This window comes from Pseudomaricurvus albidus, from assembly GCF_018863235.1.
Lineage (GTDB): Bacteria > Pseudomonadota > Gammaproteobacteria > Pseudomonadales > Cellvibrionaceae > Pseudomaricurvus > Pseudomaricurvus albidus.
Window position 1 is genome coordinate 142,068 of sequence record NZ_JAHKRS010000002.1, and the last position, 20,398, is coordinate 162,465.

Annotated in this window: 13 protein-coding genes; 7 read left to right on the plus strand and 6 right to left on the minus strand. The window is 51.8% G+C overall.

Annotation, left to right across the window (positions count from 1 at the left end):
- Positions 1 to 46 precede the first annotated feature (46 nt).
- Positions 47 to 958 (minus strand): response regulator, encoded by a 912-nt coding sequence (locus KOI40_RS03990; protein ID WP_216096174.1) that lies wholly within the window; start codon positions 956 to 958, stop codon positions 47 to 49.
- Positions 955 to 4,443 (minus strand): ATP-binding protein, encoded by a 3,489-nt coding sequence (locus tag KOI40_RS03995; RefSeq protein ID WP_216096175.1) that lies wholly within the window; start codon positions 4,441 to 4,443, stop codon positions 955 to 957. The genes KOI40_RS03990 and KOI40_RS03995 overlap by 4 nt, the downstream gene beginning before the upstream one ends.
- 410 nt (positions 4,444 to 4,853) lie before the next feature.
- Between KOI40_RS03995 and KOI40_RS04000 the strand changes: the two genes are divergently transcribed.
- The 5 genes from KOI40_RS04000 (at position 4,854) to KOI40_RS04020 (ending at position 10,361) form a co-directional block, all read left to right on the plus strand.
- On the plus strand, positions 4,854 to 6,260 hold the full coding sequence (locus KOI40_RS04000; RefSeq protein WP_216096176.1) for an aminotransferase family protein: 1,407 nt from the start codon (positions 4,854 to 4,856) through the stop codon (positions 6,258 to 6,260).
- A gap of 732 nt (positions 6,261 to 6,992) precedes the next feature.
- Positions 6,993 to 8,117, plus strand: coding sequence for a hypothetical protein (locus tag KOI40_RS04005; RefSeq protein ID WP_216096177.1), 1,125 nt, complete (start codon positions 6,993 to 6,995; stop codon positions 8,115 to 8,117).
- A 146-nt stretch (positions 8,118 to 8,263) separates the two neighbouring features.
- The gene (locus KOI40_RS04010) at positions 8,264 to 8,629 is read left to right on the plus strand and encodes a hypothetical protein (protein WP_216096178.1); all 366 of its coding nucleotides are present in this window, start codon (positions 8,264 to 8,266) and stop codon (positions 8,627 to 8,629) included.
- A gap of 18 nt (positions 8,630 to 8,647) precedes the next feature.
- Positions 8,648 to 9,343, plus strand: coding sequence for a C39 family peptidase (locus tag KOI40_RS04015; RefSeq protein WP_216096179.1), 696 nt, complete (start codon positions 8,648 to 8,650; stop codon positions 9,341 to 9,343).
- Between the two features lie 73 nt (positions 9,344 to 9,416).
- Positions 9,417 to 10,361: a hypothetical protein gene (locus KOI40_RS04020; RefSeq protein ID WP_216096180.1), complete on the plus strand. Its 945-nt coding sequence runs from the start codon at positions 9,417 to 9,419 to the stop codon at positions 10,359 to 10,361.
- An 11-nt stretch (positions 10,362 to 10,372) separates the two neighbouring features.
- Here the strand turns inward: KOI40_RS04020 and KOI40_RS04025 are convergent, their stop codons facing one another.
- The 4 genes from KOI40_RS04025 to KOI40_RS04040 form a co-directional block, all read right to left on the minus strand.
- The gene (locus KOI40_RS04025) at positions 10,373 to 11,473 is read right to left on the minus strand and encodes a transporter (RefSeq protein WP_216096181.1); all 1,101 of its coding nucleotides are present in this window, start codon (positions 11,471 to 11,473) and stop codon (positions 10,373 to 10,375) included.
- An 18-nt stretch (positions 11,474 to 11,491) separates the two neighbouring features.
- Positions 11,492 to 12,868, minus strand: coding sequence for a sigma-54 dependent transcriptional regulator (locus KOI40_RS04030; RefSeq protein WP_216096182.1), 1,377 nt, complete (start codon positions 12,866 to 12,868; stop codon positions 11,492 to 11,494).
- Between the two features lie 367 nt (positions 12,869 to 13,235).
- Positions 13,236 to 14,504: an inorganic phosphate transporter gene (locus KOI40_RS04035; protein ID WP_216096183.1), complete on the minus strand. Its 1,269-nt coding sequence runs from the start codon at positions 14,502 to 14,504 to the stop codon at positions 13,236 to 13,238.
- Positions 14,505 to 14,559: 55 nt separating this feature from the next.
- The gene (locus KOI40_RS04040; RefSeq protein ID WP_216096184.1) at positions 14,560 to 15,240 is read right to left on the minus strand and encodes a TIGR00153 family protein; all 681 of its coding nucleotides are present in this window, start codon (positions 15,238 to 15,240) and stop codon (positions 14,560 to 14,562) included.
- Between the two features lie 317 nt (positions 15,241 to 15,557).
- Between KOI40_RS04040 and tfpB the strand changes: the two genes are divergently transcribed.
- Positions 15,558 to 17,333: a type IV pilus assembly ATPase TfpB gene (gene tfpB / locus KOI40_RS04045; protein ID WP_216096185.1), complete on the plus strand. Its 1,776-nt coding sequence runs from the start codon at positions 15,558 to 15,560 to the stop codon at positions 17,331 to 17,333.
- A 71-nt stretch (positions 17,334 to 17,404) separates the two neighbouring features.
- Positions 17,405 to 20,389, plus strand: coding sequence for a bifunctional [glutamate--ammonia ligase]-adenylyl-L-tyrosine phosphorylase/[glutamate--ammonia-ligase] adenylyltransferase (gene glnE, locus KOI40_RS04050; protein ID WP_216096186.1), 2,985 nt, complete (start codon positions 17,405 to 17,407; stop codon positions 20,387 to 20,389).
- Positions 20,390 to 20,398 lie beyond the last annotated feature (9 nt).

The window sequence follows — 20,398 nt, forward strand, 5'->3', positions numbered from 1 at the left end:
TGAACCCTGTGGTATTTTCTCAAAGGGCAACAATACTGAAAAAGTACTACAGGGGCTCGTTGGCAATCTTGAGGGCAACACTGGCTGCAGCGGTTCTGTTCTCTACCCCGATCTTTTGAAAAACCTGTTCCAGATGTTTATTCACCGTCCTCGGGCTGATGGACAGTATCTCCCCGATTTCCCGATTGGTTTTACCGCTGGCGATCCAGTGTAAAACTTCCGCTTCGCGAACGGTTAACGACAGCTTTGTCTGAAATAATTCCTGGTCGGATACCACCACATCAGTCACCAGTTTGAGCAGGAATTCCTGTGGGGCTCTCTTTTCAATAAAGACAACGCTTAATGGCAGGTCGAGCTTTTCCAGTTTCAGTTTTTGTTGAGCCTGGGGGTTGTGCTGCAGCCAGTATTTTAATTCCTGACCCAGGCTTTGGTGGAGTTCCGGCGAAGAAAGATCCGATTGATTCATCAATTCCCGTACCTGTGGCGTCGCCCACAACAGTTGCCCGTTCTGGTTGACGGTCAGCAGGTATTGTCCGGTAGAGTCCAGCGCCGTTTGGGCACTGGCCGTCAGGCGTGCGTTGCTGAGATGCACTTTCATCCGCGCCAGCAGTTCGTTGGGTTTGATGGGTTTGGTCAGGTAGTCCACCCCGCCAGCTTCCAGTCCCTGTACGATATTTTCCGTTTCGCTCAAGCCGGTCATGAAAATTACCGGGATGTCGGCAAGAGCCGGATCGGCTTTCAATTGCCGGCAGGTTTCAAAGCCATCCATTTTGGGCATCACTGCATCGAGTAAGATCATGTCGGGGCGTAACCGCTGGGCAATCGTCAGCGCCTGCCGTCCTTCCAGGGCAACCAAAACACTGATGTTGGCCTCTTCCAGTACGTCACTGATCAAACTCAGGGAATCGGGTGAGTCGTCGACCACCAGTACGATGTCTTGTTGGTCTGAGTGCGTCATGCGGGGTTGATCTCCAAAAGGGTTTCTAATTGCTCGTACTGCATGGCATGAGCCAACTTCCGTAAGTGACTGACTTCGTCAGGGTCAAGAATACCGGATGCCTGAATTTCGTCCAGTGTCTCCAGTACTCCCTTGCGATGGGCGACCTGTACACGCGTTATCAGCTGTATCATCAACGGGTGATCGGCCAGTGCGGTAAAGTCTGGTCTGTCGGGGTTAACAGGGGATGAGGTGCCGGGCGACTCCAGCGGTGGCTGAAGGGCGGGGTCATCGTGGTAATGCCATTCCAGTTTCAGCAGATGTCCTAATTTTTCCAGCAGTAGCTGATTGCGGATCGGTTTCACCATATAGTCATCGTGGGGTGCCTGGTTGTCTGGAATCTGGGTGTGGATGGTGGAACCAGATGGCTCACGATGACGTTCATTGACTTCTGCAGACAACATCAGAATGGGGGTCTTGTATCCTTGTTGGCGCAGAGCCGTCGCCAGCTCAAAGCCGCTTTGTCCGGGCATGTTGACGTCGAGGATAAAACAATCGGGTTGAACATTCTCAAGTTGTTGCAGGCAGTCTTCAGCGCAACTCGCTTCGATAATATTGAAGCCCAGCGGAGTAAGGATGTCGGTCAACAGACCGCGGTTAACCGGGTCGTCATCCACTGCGATGATGGTTTTTTCTGCCCCGTGATAAGCGGTAATAAGCCGCTGTGGGGGCGCCGCATCCTCCGGTACATCCACCCAGGAGAGCATAATGGCGACGTTAAAACAGCTGCCTTCACCGGGGGTGCTTTTGATGTCGAGATTGCCCCCCATGATTTCAGTCAGCAATCTGACAATGGTCAGCCCCAGTCCTGTCCCCGGTGTGTGTGGCGTGTTGCTGTTGCGCACGCGCTCGAATGGGGTAAAGATGCGTTCGATATCGTTCTTGTGAATGCCGATGCCGGTATCAATGACGGCAAATTCCGCCACCTGATTTCGGTAATACACGTGAAAATCCACGCGCCCCTCATCGGTGTACTTGATGGCGTTGGAGAGCAGGTTAATCAGAATTTGGCGCAGGCGTTTTTCATCGGTGATGACAACCTTGGGAAGTCGATGGTGCAGGTGGAAGTGAAAGTCCAGCCCTTTGAGCTGTGCCTGTTGCGTAAACATTTGCACCAATTGATCGAGTAACTCTGGCAGCCGTACCTGATTGCGATAGATATCCAGACGCCCGGCTTCAATCTTGGAAATATCCAGCAGCCCTTCAATCAACCCGGCCAGGTGTTCACCACTGTTGCGAATAATCCCCAGCGGGTGTTGATGTTGTTGAGGTATATCGTCTTTTTGCGAGAGCAATTGCGCATAGCCGAGAATCGATTGTAAGGGGGTTCTCAATTCATGGCTGATGCCGGAAAGGTAGCGGCTTTTGGCATTGTTGGCTCTTTCGGCCAGTTCTTTCGCTTCCTGCAGGGCTTTATCGGTCTCCTGGTGAGCGTCAATTTCGTCTATCAGCAAGCGGGTTTGCCGGTTGGACTCCTGTTGTGCCACCAGGCGACTTTCGTGTGCCAGTAAAATCAGCCAGGAGATCACCCCCGAGATGATCATAAGAGCGTAAAAGATCATCCAGATGGTGGTTCTCAATAATTCAGCGGCTGCAGCCGAATCGGGTTTCAGGTGTGAATAGATCAGCGCTAAAAACGCACCGTTCAGCAGTGCCACGGAAATCAGAATAAAGGCAAAGCGGGCGATGCGGGAATTCAGCGCTCTCACGACTTTCTCCGGTGCAAAGCTGGACAGCCACTGGTTGAGCTGTACCTTCAGACGGGCATCGGGTTTACAGCTGTCGAGGCAGCGAGCGTCCAGTGAGCAACACAGTGAGCAGATTGCCCCCTGATAAGCCGGGCAATAACTCATGTCTTCGTGTTCAAAATCACTTTCACAGATGCAGCAGCGCATGGTGGCCGGTTCGCTGTCGAGCCTGGTGGCAACTTCACTCACACCCATGGAAGAGTCTTCCGCGGGAAGTTCATAAAATTGAATATCGCTTTGCGGGCGGGCCAGATAAAAACGGCCTTTGGTCACCCAGGCGATGGTCGGTACCAGCACAAAACAGGCAGCCAGACTGATAAAGTGAGCCAGGTAGCTGGCGTTATCCCCCAGATACCCCAGATAACAAATGATCCCCAGTGCGGAAGCCACAACCATGGAACCTACCCCGACCGGGTTGATGTCATAGAGGTGCGAGCGTTTGAATTCGATCAGGGGAGGGCTGAGCCCCAGCGGTTTGTTGATCAGCAGGTCTGCGGCGAGGGAGGCGAGCCAGCTGAGCGCCACAATCGCAAACACGCCGAGAATCGCTTCCAGTACCCGATAGACCCCCATTTCCATCAGAATCAACGCGATGGTCACATTAAAGACCAGCCAAACCACCCGGCCGGGGTGGCTGTGGGTCAAGCGGGAGAAAAAGTTTGACCAGGCAATCGAGCCGGCATAGGCGTTGGTTACGTTAATCTTCATCTGCGAGACAATCACCAGGATTCCGGCAAGCACCAGAGAGGCCGATGGCGACTGGGTAAAATAATTAAAGGCCAGTTGATAGAGGTAAACCGGATCAGTGGCTTTGCTGAAGGACATGGCCTGTGTAAATGCCAGGTAGGCGAGAAACGATCCCAGCAGCATTTTGATCATGCCGACGAAAATCCAGCCCGGCCCAGACAGAATTAACCAAAACCACCAGCGGTATCGGTTTTCCGCGGTCTTTGGGGGCATAAACCGCAGGTAATCCACCTGCTCCCCGATTTGAGCAACCATGGCAAAAAAGATGGATACGGAAGCACCGAACAGCATTAAATCGAATCCCTGCACCCCCGCATGTTGCCGTGGCACAAAGCTGACCCAGTTATCCAGCCGGTCCACTTCGTAATACACCACAGCGATAAGTGCACAACACTGCAGAATCAGCCAGAGTGGCTGACTGCCCACCTGGAAACGGCTGATGGCTCGTATCCCGTGGGTCACAATGGGGACCACCACCAGCGCGCTGATGATATACCCAATCCACAGTGGAATACTGAACAGCGCCCGCAGTGCCGAGGCGAAGATCGCGGCCTCGATGGCAAAAAAGATAAAGGTAAATGACGCATAAATCAGCGACGTAATGGTTGAGCCAAGATAACCAAAGCCGCCGCCGCGTGTGAGCAGGTCGATATCCAATCCGTGCTTGGCAGAATAGTAGGAGATAGGAAAGCCGATAATGAAAATGGCCACACTGATGGCCAGTATGGCCCAGAGCGTGTTAACAAATCCGTACTGTAGTGTGGCTGCTGCACTGAGTGCTTCGAGAGCCAAAAAAGCAGTGGCGCCCAATGCGGTCATGCCAATGTGGCTGATGCTCCAGCGGCGTGCTTTCTTGGCGGTAAAACGCAGGGCGTAATCTTCCAGTGTTTCATCGCCGACCCATTTATTGTACTGGCGTCTGACTCGAAATATTGATTGTGTAGCCCGCATGGGCGATTCCTTGTGGTTTTCATTTTTTTTGCCTGCACTGTTGTGGTGCAAGCGGGCGTGTGTGCGTGGTGCCAAGCCCGTTTTGGCTAAAACTCCAGCGCCGGAGACCAAAAAGACGCAAAAGATGCGCCATTTTAGCAGATTCCGGTCTGGCAGAAGTGGTTGGACGTCTGGAGCCAATCTGCGCGCTCTTCAATTCGCCATCAGACCAGATGAGCGCGATGACCTTACTGGTCTGATTAATATCGCTGGGCTGGATCTTTGGCGACTTCGGTGAGCTCATTACTATGGATTTCATCAAAATACTTAGGGTCGTAATAACGGTTCCGGGCACTAGCCTTCGTGAACCTGCGGTTACGATGAATCCGTTCTAACGATCAGTTTCAATATACGTTTTAGCCGAGGTGGACATGACAGACTTGAAAGCAGGCAGCCTGATTGCCGGTGAAATTGAACACAAGGAAATCGCCGCCAAGGCCGTGAAGCAAGATGCGAAACACGTTTGGCACCATTTGACTCCTCATACGGGGCAGGAGTCCATGGTGATTGTCAAAGGTGAGGGCATGAGAGTCTGGGATGCCCAGGGCAATGAGTTTCTGGATGCCGTGTCCGGAGCCGTATGGACGGTGAATGTCGGCTATGGTCGCAAAGAGATTGCCGATGCGGTCCACCAGCAGTTAATGACCATGAACTATTTTGCCCAAACCGCGGGCAATATTCCTGCGGCACAGTTTGCCGAGCGTTTGCTGGAAAAAATGCCGGGGATGAGCCGGGTTTACTATTCCAACTCAGGCTCTGAAGCCAATGAGAAAGCTTTCAAGATGGTGCGCCAGATTGCGGCGAAAAAATATGGCGGTAAAAAGCATAAAATTCTCTATCGTGAGCGCGATTATCATGGCACCACCATCGGTTGCCTGAGTGCCACAGGGCAATTTGAGAGGAAAAATCAATACGGTCCTTTCACGCCAGGTTTTGTTGAGGTTCCGCACTGCTGTGAATACCGCTCCCAGTGGGGAGATGTTGAAGATTACGGGGTGCGCGCGGCCAATGAAATCGAGCGGGTCATTTTGGAAGAAGGACCCGATACCGTTGGCGCAATCTGCCTTGAGCCCATCACCGCTGGCGGTGGTGTTATAGAGCCTCCGACAGGTTATTGGCCCCGTGTGCAGGAAATCTGTAAAAAGTATGATGTCCTGTTACACATTGACGAAGTGGTTTGTGGTCTTGGGCGGACCGGCACCTGGTTTGGGTACCAGCACTATGGTATCGAGCCTGACTTTGTGACCATGGCCAAAGGCGTTGCTTCCGGTTACGCCGCCATTTCCTGTACCGTGACCAATGACAAAGTCTTCAACCTTTTGCAGGATGATGATGGCGATAGTCGTATGGATTACTTCCGTGACATTTCCACTTTTGGCGGTTGTGCTGCAGGTCCGGCTGCCGCTCTGGCCAATTTGGAAATCATTGAGCGCGAAGACCTGCTGACCAATGTTCAGGTGCAGGGAGAGTATTTGCGTCAGCGACTGCTGGAACTCAAGGACAAGTATCCGATGGTTGGGGATGTCCGTGGGAAAGGTTTGTTTATGGGACTTGAGCTGGTTAAAGATCGTGCCACTAAGGAGCCAGTCGATGAATCCGTCGCCATTGCGGTTGCCGGTCACTGTATGAAGCAGGGGGTCATCATTGGGCGCACCAATCGCTCATTCAAGGAGTTTAATAACACACTCTGCTTGAGTCCGGCGTTAATTGCCACCAAAGAGGACATCGATACGATTGTTAATGCAATTGATCAGGCGTTGCTGAATGTTAAAGATTGAGTCTTAGTCATCAACGATTGAGTTGTACAGCTATTCATTAGATGTCGATGACAGAGAAACCGGCCACTTGGCATTATTGCGGAGTGGCCGGTTTTTTTGTGCCTCAGTTTTTCTGAGTGTCAGCCTGGTGAAAGTCCCCTTTCTGGACAGAGATGAGTTTGTCGTCAAAGTGACCTTTAGAGTATTTTTTACCCTTCCTAAATTATTGGCTCCTCTCGTCAACAGCGCATAACAAGAATCCAGGTTTTAGCATCAACCGCCTAACTTTCCGATTAATCGGAAATAAAATTCCATTTATTTTTTTTATGGTCTTTCTCTGGTCTTTCTCTGGGTTAGGAGCAGCGGTTTTTATGCGTCGAGGTTGTAAAGTTTTAATTACACTGTCCATATAATCTTCAACCTGCTGTTGGGTAAGGATTTTTCCCGTTTCTCTCATTGATTGTATTCAGATGTGTTATTCCTGCTTTACAGGTTTTGTGAGCTCAGGTTGGTTTGTGAGTGAAAACATTTTATGGCTTCTTGAAATTAATTCTTTATTTTTCTTTTAAAACAATCGGTTAAAGAAGTCATTATTTTCGTGGCACAGTTGCTGCAGTTGTCAGGCTCGTGGAGGGAATCGCGACGAAAATTATCATGCTGTTTCTTTTCCATATTAACGACACAGGTGCTCTTGAGGAATCTGTGTTTTCAATGCGGAACAGGTAATTGAGTTTTTATCAGGAGATCAAGATTATGAAATTCAAACGTAAAATTCTGACAGCGGCCGTGGCAATGAGCATGTTTGCCAGTTATCAGGTGTTTGCTGATCTAGACAACAATAATACCGCGTTGTTGGGTGCAGTGGCATTCGATGACGGAAGCAACTCACAAAACTGGACGGATAATACGGACAATTCTGACAGTTCCACAAATGATTCAAGTGCAAATGCCAATGACTCGTTCAAGTATTCGGATTCTTCGGATAATTCGGACAACTCTGATAATTCTGACAATTCGATGACCGATGACAGTGTGAATACCAATGATTCATTCAAGTATTCAGACGCTTCGGATAATTCGGACAACTCTGATAATTCGGACAACTCTGATAATTCTGACAATTCGATGACCGATGACAGTGTGAATACCAATGACTCATTCAAGTATTCAGACTCCTCGGATAATTCGGACAATTCCAACAACAGCGATCAGAACAATACCGATCTCGCGGTGTCGGATTCCTTCCAGGATAATGACGACAGTTCTGACAACTCCAATAACAGTGATCAAAACAACACTGATGTTGCGGTTGATGTTGCCGATTCCTTCCAGGACAACTCCGACAACTCCGACAGTTCAGACAACAGCAATGATGTGTCTGTTGCTGATTCGTTTCAGGATAATTCAGATAACTCCGACAGCTCGGATAATTCAGACAGTTCCGATAACAGCAATAACCTGGCAATCAATGATTCGTTCAAAGATCAGTCAGATAACAGCGACAATTCGGACAACAGCGATAACCGGGATCAGAGTGATAACTCCATGACCGATAACAGCGATAATCGGGATCAGAGTGACAACTCTATGACGGACAATTCCGATAATTCTGATAACAGCTGGACCAATGTCGGTAACACCACGCTCACCGTTGGTGATATTGATCTGTCGTCTGCGGTCAATACTTCAACCCTGAGCGGTAGTGTGACTGGCGGTACCTATGTCGGTTCAATTGCGAATAACGGCAGCACCATTGATAAGAGCAATGTTATCAACGGTGGTGTGAGCTCTGCCGGTATTACCGTGATTAATCAAAATACCGGTGCAGGCGGTCTGACTCAGTCCTCCGTGGCTGTTCAATCTAATCTGCAGCTCTAAGTCCACGTCCCAGCACTTCTTTGGCATGAGGCCGGAGAGGTGCTGGCTCTTTTGAGAGGAATGAGTTCTCGAAGTGTTTGGATTCTGATGCAGTCATAACTCTCACCGGATGCGACTGTTTGTTGTCCGGTTGAATGGAGGCGCATGTGAAAAGGAATGTGGTCAGGGGTTTAAAGCAGGGCGTTGTGCTGTTTGGCATGATGCTGGTCGTACCGATCAGTTATTCAGAAAGTAATAAAGAACTTGTTTTTTTAGAAGAAACTGCCATCAGCACAGAGGCGCTGTCAGCCCAAAGCGGAAAATCTGATCTAAACTTACAATTCCAGGTTAATGATTCTGAGCAAAATGCATTATTACAGAACAACACTCTGAATAATGCGGTCACGGGTAATAACTCAATATCGGAAAATGCCTTATCTGGTGCATCGGGTATTTCCACAGTTATTCAAAACACCGGCAATCAGGTCATTATTCAGGGCACCACAATGGTCAATGTCTTAATTAACCAGTGAGAGCCTTTGTGAGGGATTATGAAACACTTGCCGCTGTTGGGAGCAGGGTTCTTACTGCTAACCCTATCCATTCCACCACTCTTTGCCGGCAGCATGCTGCTTCCGGGTTTGGGCTCAACGTATAACGTCGAGGTTGACAGTTATAAAGAGCTCAAGTTTCAAAACGTCATTAAACAGCAGTATGACTTCAGTTGTGGTTCGGCGGCTGTCGCAACGCTATTGACCTACCACTATGACTACGAAGTCACTGAGCACAAGGTCTTTAATGAAATGTTCAAGAGGGCCGATCGCGAAAAGGTCAAACGGGAAGGTTTTTCCATGTTGGATATGAAAAACTATCTCGAGTCGATTGACTTTCTTGCCGATGGTTACCGTCTGCCTCTGGAGAAACTGGATCAGGTTGTCAGGGTTCCTGCAATCACCATCATCAACACCAATGGATACAACCATTTTGTCGTCATTAAAGGTGTTCGTGAGGGACGTGTTCTGGTGGCCGATCCGGCAGTGGGAACCCGGGTGTTTGAGCAGGAAGAGTTTGAGCAGATCTGGAATGGTCTGGTTTTCCTGATTCGAAGCCATGCGGAACAAGGGCGGCTGGCGTACGATACCGATAGTTCATGGGAAGCCTATTCCAAAGCAAATTATGCCAGCCTGTTAAACAACAAAAATTTGGCTCAGTTTACGTTGTCTTTACCCCGCGCTTCTGAGTATTAGTGACACGTTTCTGAAAGCAGATGTGTGTTCACCAGAAGCCCCGGGTTCGCGTGTCTGAGCAGCAGGTACAGTCATGGACAGAACCAAAGGGTTTGCAGGGAATGCGCTGACATTGGCACTGGCAGGGTTTTGCAGTTCGGCTTATTGCAGTCTGGATGCACTCACTGATCGTAATGTCATAGCGTTAAATGAATCGCCGTTATCACTGGAAACGCTGGATCGGCAACGCGGCGGTTTTATCGATGCCAATGGTCTGAAAATACAAATCGGACTTGAAAAAGTGGTGTTGGTGGATGGCGTGGTGGCCGCACGGTCACGCCTGGTTATTCCGGATATGAATCTTCGGTCGAAGATGGAATCGAGTATGGCTGCGGCCAAAGGAAACATGGCAGACTCGAAAGCTGCCATGCAAGAAACTTTTTCAGATAATCGAAAAACGCTTGATCAGCAGATGGCGCAATCGTTTGATGCTGTTAATCAAGTGATTGGTCAAGCGGCAGAAACAGACACCTTGGGTGATAAAAGTTTGACTGCAAACGATGCGGTTGCTGTTAATGCATTTTCTGAAAGTCTGAAAAGTGTACAAAAACAACTGCAAAAACTTCCTGGGGCACAGCGGTCTTCGAGTGGCGCTTCACTGGATGTCAAATCCAATGCCCAGGCGGGAGTGAACACCGAGACGGCAACGCTCAGTTTGGCGAATGCCAATCAGGTTTCCGTTCATCAACCAATGGTTGTCTCGACTCCCGCATCGTCTGAAACTCAGTTAACACAGCCAGCCGCTGAGTCGGTATCGCAGCTGCCGATACAATCGTCGTTGCAGCCGTCGATGTTGGTTGATCAGGCGCTCACCCGGGTGACAGAAGTCGGGAATACCACATTAATCCAGAATTCGGCAAACAACCGCTTGATTCAAACTGTTCAGGTGCTGAATATTGAGCTATCCAATCTCTCCCAGCTTCGCGGCCAGCGAATTCAGGCCCGAATGCTGCCTCAGATGATTCAATACAGTCGTTGACATTGTTGGGACTAAAACTGGATTGGTGCACGTATTGAGATTTGCACATCAGGGCTCTGTTCTGTGACGCCTACAGCGACGGAAACGTTCACGGCGTTGCCGCCGAACATTTGTTGGGATATGCCAAATAGCAAACTTCCTGAGTGATAGGTGTCAAACTCAGCATCTTCAAGGTCGGGGGCGAACTCGATTTCCGTTTTGTCTATGATGTTATGCTCGTAGCCAATGCTGAACGAGGTCTGCTCGTTGACGGAAAAGCCAATCCCAAAACTGAACCCAATGATATCGCCGGGATCAATTTCGCCACCGTACTCTATGCCCTTGTCGTCCTCCTGATTCCACATGTAACTGATGCTGCCGTAAAGCACTGCCGGGTCTGTTGGATAGAGAACGGTGAGTCCCGGCTGTACTCCCCAAAAGCCTGAACCGGTAGGTTGCTCGTCGAAAGCGACACCAATGATGGCGCCGTCAGGTGTGGTAATAGGGCGCTGATCCAAATCAAAAATACTGGTGCCGGTATCGCTTTTGATCCGCAAGTTGGCGATAAAAAACGGCATTCCGTTGAGACCGTCGTTGATTTGGTAGTTGATCGACATTTCAACATCGCCAAGTCCGTCGCCACTGGTATCGCTGATAATGTCGACAGGAGTACCATCAAACACCTGGCGTTCGCGAATGCTTTCGTCAATCTGTATGTATGGTACTTTCAGGCTGAGTTCCAGTCTTTGAGTGAGTCCGTACCGCGCTGTCAGTGAGTAGCCAAAAATATCCCGTTCGGCCTGGCTGATATTGATCAGGCCAACCAGCAGTGCCGGAAGCACCGTGACGCCTTCAATCGCGACAAGGGTTGAAGAACTGTGTGTATAGGTGAACGCTGGCTCCAGAATAAAACTGCCTTTTGACGTAAGTACCCCACGATTTTCGATGGTACTGCTGACCACTTCGCTGACTTGCTGATTTCGCTCCCGGTTTTCAGGTGTCGTAGCAGTTGCCTCTGACTGGCTCCAGCCAGCTGAGCTGAACAGGGAAAAAATCATGATCGATAATGTGCGCGCGGTGTATTTTTGAATCGTTGGATTTTCAAGAGCTGAATAACGTGCAGGTGTCATCATGTGTCTCCTTGACGATGATCAAAAGCGGGACCTCAGGCTTTCTGTTGAACTGTTTTTGGGAGAAAGGTTATGGCGGGCAATAAGCTTGTAAAGAGTGGGTCTTGAAACCTGAAGCAGGCGTGATGCTTCAGAAATATTATTCTGGGTGTAGTCCAGAGACGCTTTGATGATGTCGGCTTCCGCCAGCTCGCGGGCTTTGAACAGTGTCAACGTATGTTTATGGTTATCGTTGTTCTCAAGTCCAAGGTCTTCATCGCTCAGTTCACAGCCGGTGCTCATCATCACCGCTTTGAATATGCGATTTTTGAGCTCTCGTATATTTCCTGGCCAGTTGTGTCGGTGAATTGCCTTGAGTGCGCGAGGGGAGAAATGCAGGTTACGGTCTTGTCTGACCCGAAACTCGGCGAGAAAATGTTCGGCCAGTTCGACAGGATCCTGATCCCGCTCCCGCAGTGGAGGCATATGTACATTGAGAACGTTGATGCGGTAGTAGAGGTCTTCGCGAAAACCTTGCTGTTGGATAGCTTCAACCAGATCTACATTGGTCGCCGCGACGATGCGAATATCAACAAGAATGTTTTTGCGTCCGCCAACCCGCTGTATGACGCCGTCCTGCAGAAAGCGTAAAAAGTTAACTTGCTGATTGAGGGGCAGTTCACCAATTTCATCCAGAAACAGTGTGCCGGTATGAGCTGATTCGACTTTGCCCACTCGCATTTCGGTGGCGTTGGTAAACGCTCCCTTTTCGTGGCCAAACAGCTCTGACTGGATAAGGTTGTGAGGTATGGCTCCGCAGTTTACTGCCACAAAGGGGCCGCGCCGTCGACTGGATTGTTGGTGCAGCTCTCTGGCAACCAGTTCTTTTCCTGTACCACTCTCTCCGGTTATGAGCACAGGTGCATCAGCGCAGGCCGCACGCTTGATCATACTCTTTACCGACTGAATACTGTCACTGGATCCGATCATGGTTGTCGTAGAGTAGGCGCCGGTTGTGTGGGACTTGTCCCGTCTGAGCCGGGCCATGCCCTGGGCATGGCCAATGGAATATCTCAGGCGTGCCTTGTCTGCTGGCAGAGTGTGATAATCAAACGCCAGGTTGGCAATCAGTTGGCGGGAAGGGGGATCATTGAGGCACTCTTTATCGACCAGCGCTACCCAGGGAATGTGAACATTGTGTCGGATAAATTCAGCAATATCTTCTGTTGTAGCAGACGCTGTGTTAGCTGCCAGTCTTACAATCCCCACGGATGCCTGATTGTTGGATAGGGTGACAGGTTCGGTGATGGGAGGTTTAACAGGTTGAATATTCCAACTGGGTAACAGTTGCTTGAAATTTTCTGCGTCTTGATTTGAAAGAGTACCCAGATGCCAAATTTTTCTATTGTGCTTGTCCATAAAATATCCCTTTCTATTTTGGCGTACACAGGCATTGCAGCATCCGGCTGCAACAAACCCCATGTTTTAATTTTTATATCAGTGTATCTTCCGGTTTCCGTGTTGTTCTCTGAGCTGTGTTGAAGGATAGACGCGGGTTATGAAAAGGGTAAATATGTTTTATCTATTAAAAAAACTTTTGATAACTCACATAACAATGTTTCTACACTCAGTTTGAAACTGATAAAAGTCGAGTCTAATGCGTTGATCTTTTTTAAACGTGGGAATTGTGTAGAACCGACAATAAAAAAGGCCGCGAATGCGGCCTTTTTTGGTGACATGCCCAGCCAGAAAAAACACAAGGAGTTCTGGCTGCGGGTGTTTGGTATTAACCAAACATGCCTTTGAAGAAAAAGAAAAACAGAATCGCCAGACCTGCGCCTGCAGGCAGAGTAATGATCCAGCTGGTAAAAATGGTGCCAATGACGCGCATGTTAATTGCACCAATCCCGCGGGCGAGACCAACGCCCATGACAGCGCCTACCAGGGTGTGTGTGGTGGAAACCGGAAGTCCTGTGCCAGACGCGAGCACGACGGTGGCTGAAGCTCCCAGCTCGGCAGCAAACCCGCGGCTGGGTGTCAGTTCAGTGATCTTTTTGCCAATGGTTGCAATCACTTTCCAGCCGTAAGTAGCCAGACCCACCACAATACCGATCCCCCCAAGCAGCAGTATCCAGCTGGGCATCACGGTATTAGCAGCGACAGCACCACTGCTGACGACCCCGTAAACGGCTGCCAGTGGGCCAACCGCGTTGGCAACATCGTTGGAGCCGTGGGCGAAGGCCATGGAACAGGCGGTAAAAATCATCAGAATGGCAAAAACCCGTTCGACACTGGCAAAGCGGCTGTCTTCATTGCCTTCGTCTTTGATCTTGCGCAGCATCCACATGCCGATGGCCATAACCAGCAGACCCAACAGCGTTGCCGCTCCCAGACTCTGGGCAAAGGAAAACGATACGCCAGCATCTTTGAGTACATGTTTGAGACCCTTAAGCAGGGTGACCATGGCCATCAAAAAGCCCACGGCAAACATGTAAATGGGGATATAGCGCTTGGCGTTCTGGAAGGGGTTTTCGGTGTTGAGGATGAGGCGTTGCACACTGCGGAACAGGAAGAAGCTGATCGTGCCTGCCAGCAGTGGTGAAACGACCCAGCTGGCAACGATGTTGCTCACCTTGCCCCAGGCGACAGCATCGGGTGAGATACCCACTGCGGCAAACCCCACAATGGCGCCCACAATGGTGTGGGTGGTTGAAACCGGCCAGCCCAGGATGCTGGCCAGCAACAGCCAGGTACCGGCTGCCAGCAGGGCTGACATCATGCCGAACACCAGCAGTTCCGGGGTTTCTGCCATGCTGGCGGGATCAATAATCCCCTTGCGGATGGTGGAAGTCACTTCTCCGCCGGCCAGATAGGCCCCGAGAAACTCGAACACCATGGCAATCAGAATCGCCTGTTTGATGGTTAGTGCGCGGGAGCCTACGGATGTTCCCATGGCATTGGCCACATCGTTGGCACCTACGCCCCAAGCCATAAAAACGCCAAAGATACAGGCGAGGATCAGTAAAGTCTGACCGTGTTCAGCAAGAATGGACATGAAGAAAAGTCCTCTGTTATTTAATCGTTAGATAGTGGCCCGCAGCCAGATGGCGTCAGCGGGCTAAGAGAAGTTGCAGTCGGGAACCGACTTTTTGAGCTCGGTCGGCAACATCGCCAACCCATTCGATGACGCGATAAAGGAACATCACGTCAACAGGAGGAAGATCCTTCTCCACTTCAAACAAATTACTGCGCACGGAAATTTGCAGTTTATCCGTCAGGTGCTCCAGGCGATCCAGCTCTTCGATCAGCTTGGCAACCATGGAAATTTCGCGACCGCTGAAACCGGTTTCCAGCAGCTCGCTCAGCTCTTTAATGGCTTTCAGGGCCTGAGCTGAAGTGGCAACGGTGGTTTCGACAAATTCCTGCATGTCCGTTTCGATGGTTTTGGGAATGGACATCTCGCGTCCCAGCATAATGCCGGCGATGTCTTTGGCGCGGTTGGCCAGGCGATCCTGAACGGAGAGCAATTCCAGCAGATCGGTTCGGGGAACCGGCAGGAACAGGCTTTTCGGCAGGTGCAGACGGATTTCTTTTTTCAGCTCATCGGCGCGGTTTTCCAGCTCGCCAATGCGTTGCTGGATGTTGGCGGCCTCTTCCCAGTTATCGGCTTTAACAGCGTCAAAGAAAGGGGACAGCTGCTCTACGGCCTGATGGGCCACCGCCATATGCTCCTGAATGGGCTTGATGGGGGATTTTCCAAAAAGGTTTCCGAGTGGGTTTGCAATAGGCATCGTAAGTCTCCCTTGGCTTGCTGCGCGGAGTATAAAGAGTGAGGCGGCAGAACTCATTAAAAAAATGAACTTTTCGTGGCAGTTTTATGACGTTTCTGTGCCGATGCGCGCGGATCTCTGCGAGGCAGTTGCTGTCACTGGGCCGTGTTTCTGGCTACAATCCGTGTAAAACCAGCAGCTTACGTGGATCTTGGCCGACAGAAGTTAGTCATTACTTAGAGTGGACCGAGCCTGAGGGCCGCTCAGTTTGTGGTTCAGTCGCGATAACGTACGGTGTAAGTCATAACGTCTAATAACGTCTATAAGAAGGGTTTTACATGAATGTTCCGGTGACCGTAGAGCGCACTGTCGATTTAAGGAATTTGCTGGACGATCTGGTCGCCGATGGTCGTATCACTCAGCGCGATGCAAACTTCATCGCCGGACAGAGCCGCACCCGCGAGCAGGCCACCATGCACCCGCTCAGCTATATCGCCACCCAGCGGCTTGATGACGGACTGAAGCCCGGTCGGGCACTGGATGAACAGGTGTTGTCCCAGTGGCTGGCTGAAAAGGCCTCGCTGGAACTGGTGCACATTGATCCTTTGAAAATCAACGCCGGGGATGTCACTGAAGTGATGTCCTACGCCTTTGCCAAACGCCACGGCATTCTCTGTGTCGAGATGAACCAGGATGAAATCGTGGTGGCCTGTAAGCAGCCCTATCTGATGGAGTGGATTCCGCAGCTGGAGCATGTGGCCCGGCGTCAGGTGAAGCGTGTTTTTGCCATGCCCTCGGACATCGAGCGTTACATGGTGGAATTTTACACGCTGTCCAAGTCCATTTCCGGCGCTGCGGGCATGGCCGGTGCGTCCAGTGTCACCAACTTTGAGCAGCTGCTGGAGCTGGGGGCACTGAAGGACCCCGAAGCCAATGACCAGCATATCGTCAATATTGTCGACTGGTTGTTGCAGTACGCTTTCGATCAGCGAGCCAGTGATATTCATATTGAGCCCCGTAGGGAAGTGGGGCGCATTCGTTTTCGCATCGACGGGGTACTGCACCAGGTCTACGAGTTGCCGTCTGCCATCACCACCGCGGTGACCAGTCGGTTGAAGATTCTGGGGCGCATGAACGTTGCCGAAAAGCGTAAACCGCAGGACGGCCGTATTAAAACCAAGCGCCCCAACGGCAGTGAAGTGGAGCTGCGTCTGTCCACTCTGCCCACGGCCTTTGGTGAAAAGATGGTGTTGCGGATCTTCGATCCCGATGTGCTGTTGCGCAGCTTTAATGAGCTGGGGCTGACCGGCGACGACTACGCCCGTTGGAAATCGATGGTGAGCAAACCTCACGGTATCGTGCTGGTGACCGGTCCCACCGGTTCCGGTAAAACCACCACTTTGTATTCGTCCCTGAAGTCTCTGGCTTCCAGTGAAGTGAATGTCAGCACCATTGAAGACCCCATCGAGATGGTCGAGGAAAGCTTCAACCAGACTCAGGTACAGCACAATATCGATCTGGATTTCGCCGCCGGTGTCCGGACTTTAATGAGGCAGGATCCGGACATCATTATGGTGGGGGAGATTCGCGACCTTGAAACCGCCCAGATGGCCGTGCAGGCCGCTCTCACCGGTCACCTTGTGATTTCTACCCTGCATACCAATGATGCCGCTACCGGTGTCACCCGTCTGCTGGATCTGGGGGTGCCGTCGTATCTGATCCGCTCCACGGTGATTGGCATTATGGCCCAGCGTTTGGTGCGCACCCTGTGTCCTCACTGCAAAGAGGCCGTGGAAGTGGATAAAAGTGCCTGGCAAGAACTGGTAAATCCCTGGAAGGTGGCGGTGCCTAAGGTCATGTACCAGCCGGTCGGCTGTCTGGAGTGCCGCAACACCGGATACTATGGTCGTCAGGGTGTGTATGAAATCATGCCGCTGAGCGATTCTCTGCAGCCGTTTTTGGAAGATCACTGCGACCTGCTGGCACTGCGCAAGCAGGCCATGCGCGAAGGCATGCGCACCCTGCGTCTGTCCGGAGCACAAAAAGTGGCTCAGGGGCTGACCACCATTGAAGAGGTCATGCGTGTAGCACCACCCGCGGACGGTGGCCGTTAGGCCATTTTCCGCCGATCTCCTATCCTTTTATTTAACCTTTTTCTTTTTGTCTGTGTTTTAACGGAACATTTATGCTGTCTTTTGATTCAATTCCCGCACGTTTTCACCCGGTTTTGCAGCGCCAGCTGGAGCTTTGGCAGGACCGTACCAGCGAAGACCAGCAACAGCGGCTGAACGACTGGGCAGCCACTCACCCGGATGCTGCACAGCAACTGGCCCGGCTGTGGGTGACCAGCGATTACGCCGCCAAGATTGCACTGGATCAAACGGACCCGTTTCTGTTGTGGCTGGGGTCGGAACCCTATGCGCAAACACTGACCCAGGTCGAAATGGCGGGGCAGTTGGCGCTGCGATTGGCGGAGCATAATCTGGATATCACCAGCGACGGATTTGAAGCCGATGACAAGGCGTTTGATCGCCAGTTGCGCTGCTTCCGTCGGGATATGATGTTGCGCATTCTCTGGCGCGATTTTTGTCGTTTGGCTGACATGACCGAAACCACTCGGGATATGTCGCATCTGGCGGAAGTGACCATTCAGGCTGCGATGGCGTACCACCATCATCAGTTGCAGGGGCGTTTTGGTATCCCAATGGGAAAATACAGCAACACCCCCCAGCCCATGGTGGTGTTGGGGATGGGCAAGCTGGGAGGTTTTGAGCTGAATGTCTCATCGGACATCGATTTAATCTTCACCTACCCCGAATCCGGAGAGACTCAACCCGGAGATACCGGCGCCAAGCGGTCGATTTCCAATCAGGAATACTTCATCAAACTGGGGCAAAAGGTCATTAACAGTCTCGATTCCGTGACGGGGGATGGCTTTGTTTTCCGTGTCGACATGCGCCTGCGTCCCTACGGTCAGAGCGGTGCGCTGGTGCTTAACTTCGATGCCATGGAGGAGTATTACCAGACCCAGGGGCGGGAATGGGAGCGCTATGCGATGATCAAGGCGCGGGTTGTCTCCGGCGAGGTCATGCCGGGCGGAGAGCAGGCGGGCGAGCAACTGATGGACTTGCTGCGGCCGTTTACCTACCGCCGTTATCTGGATTTCAGTGCCATTGATTCCATGCGGGATATGAAAACCCTGATCAACCGCGAGGTGCAGCGCAAAGGCATCAGTACCGATGTCAAACTGGGGGCCGGTGGCATCCGGGAAATCGAGTTTATTGTGCAGGTGTTTCAGATGATTCGCGGCGGCAAGGATGTGCGGCTGCGCGAGCGGCAGGTGTTGCTTTTGCTGCCATTGCTGGAAGAGGAGGGCTTCTTGCCAGAGGGTGCTGCTGCCGAACTGAGTGATGCCTATATCTTTTTGCGAAACACCGAGCACGGCATTCAGGGGTATCAGGACAAGCAGACCCAATCCCTGCCGGTTGATGAGCCCGATCAGGAACGTCTGGCCTGGCTTATGGGGTATGACAGTTTTGAAATCTTCCATGAAGATCTGGCGGATTTTCGAGTGCGTGTAAATGCTCACTTTCAGGATGTCATTGCCGAGCCCGAAGACAGTAAGCAAAGCGATGATGACTTTGCCGAGTGGGAGCCTTTGTGGCCCAAGCAGTCGGGGCCGGAAGATGTGCTGCCCGACCTGGAGCATTACACCAGCCAATTGCAGGAAAAGGGCGTTGTCGAGCCACAGCAGGTGGCTGAGATTCTGCTCGAATTGCTGTCGAGCCGTGCCCTGCAGACCATGCAGGTTGATGGCCGTACACGTCTCGATGCCCTGATGCCGCGTCTGCTGGCATTGCTCAGCGAACTGCAGGAGCCTGCGGAAACCCTGCGCAGAATTCTGGTGTTGGTAGAGGCGGTGGTGCGCCGGACAGCCTATCTGTTGCTGCTGGTTGAAAACCCCGACGCTCTGCGGCAGTTGGTGCGGCTGTGCGGTAGCAGCAGCTGGATCGCTGACCAGCTGGCTCAGCATCCGGCGTTGCTGGATGAGCTGCTCGATCCCCGCAGTTTGTACAGCCCTCCGGACAAGAATGCCCTGCGTGATGAGCTGCGCCAACAGGTGTTGCGGGTCAGTTGGGATGATCTGGAAGGGCAGATGGAAACCCTGCGTTATTTCCGCATGGCCCACGGACTGCGGGTAGCGGCCAGTGAAGTGACCGACGTCCTGCCGCTGATGAAAGTCAGTGATTACCTGACCTGGCTGGCAGAGGTGATTCTGGAGCATGTGCTCAATCTGGCCTGGCAGCAGATGGTGGAGCGCCACGGTCGGCCGCAGCCGGTGGATGGCCAGCCGGAGCCGGATTTTGTGGTGGTGGGCTACGGCAAGCTGGGCGGCATTGAGCTGGGCCACGGTTCCGATCTGGATCTGGTGTTTATCCACGACGCCAGTGCCAAAGGCTACAGCGATGGCGAGCGCTCCATTGATAATCAGACCTTTTTCACGCGACTGGGTCAGAAGATGATCCACATCCTCAACACCCAGACCATCTCCGGCAAATTGTATGAAGTCGATATGCGTCTGCGGCCATCGGGGAACTCGGGGCTGCTGGTCAGTTCGCTGACGGCCTTTGAAAAATACCAGCGCAATGAAGCCTGGACCTGGGAGCATCAGGCGCTGACCCGCGCCCGGGTTGTGGCCGGTGGCGAGCGTCTGACGGCTGAGTTTGAGGCGTTGCGCAATGATCTGCTGCAGCAGGAGCGGGATGAAACGTCACTGAAGCAGGATGTGGTGGAGATGCGTGAGAAAATGCGCGCTCATTTGGGCACCAAGGGCTCAGAGGAGAAGAAAGCGGAGCAATTCCATCTCAAGCAGGACGCTGGCGGTATTGTCGATATTGAATTTTTGGTGCAGTACGCGGTGCTGGCCTGGTCGGTGAAGGCGCCTGAGCTGTGCCGCTGGAGTGACAATATCCGGATTTTGGAAACGCTGCAGCAGGTTGGATTGCTTGCTGACGAAGAGGCCAGCCAGCTGATTGAGGCGTATAAGGCCTATCGCTCTGCGGGGCATCGTCTGGCGTTGCAGCGTCTGCCGGGTGTCGTGGGTGGTGAAGAGTTTCAGGCAGAACGGGAGAGCGTCAAGCAGATCTGGAACCGCTATCTGGGAGGGTGAGGGTGTTCG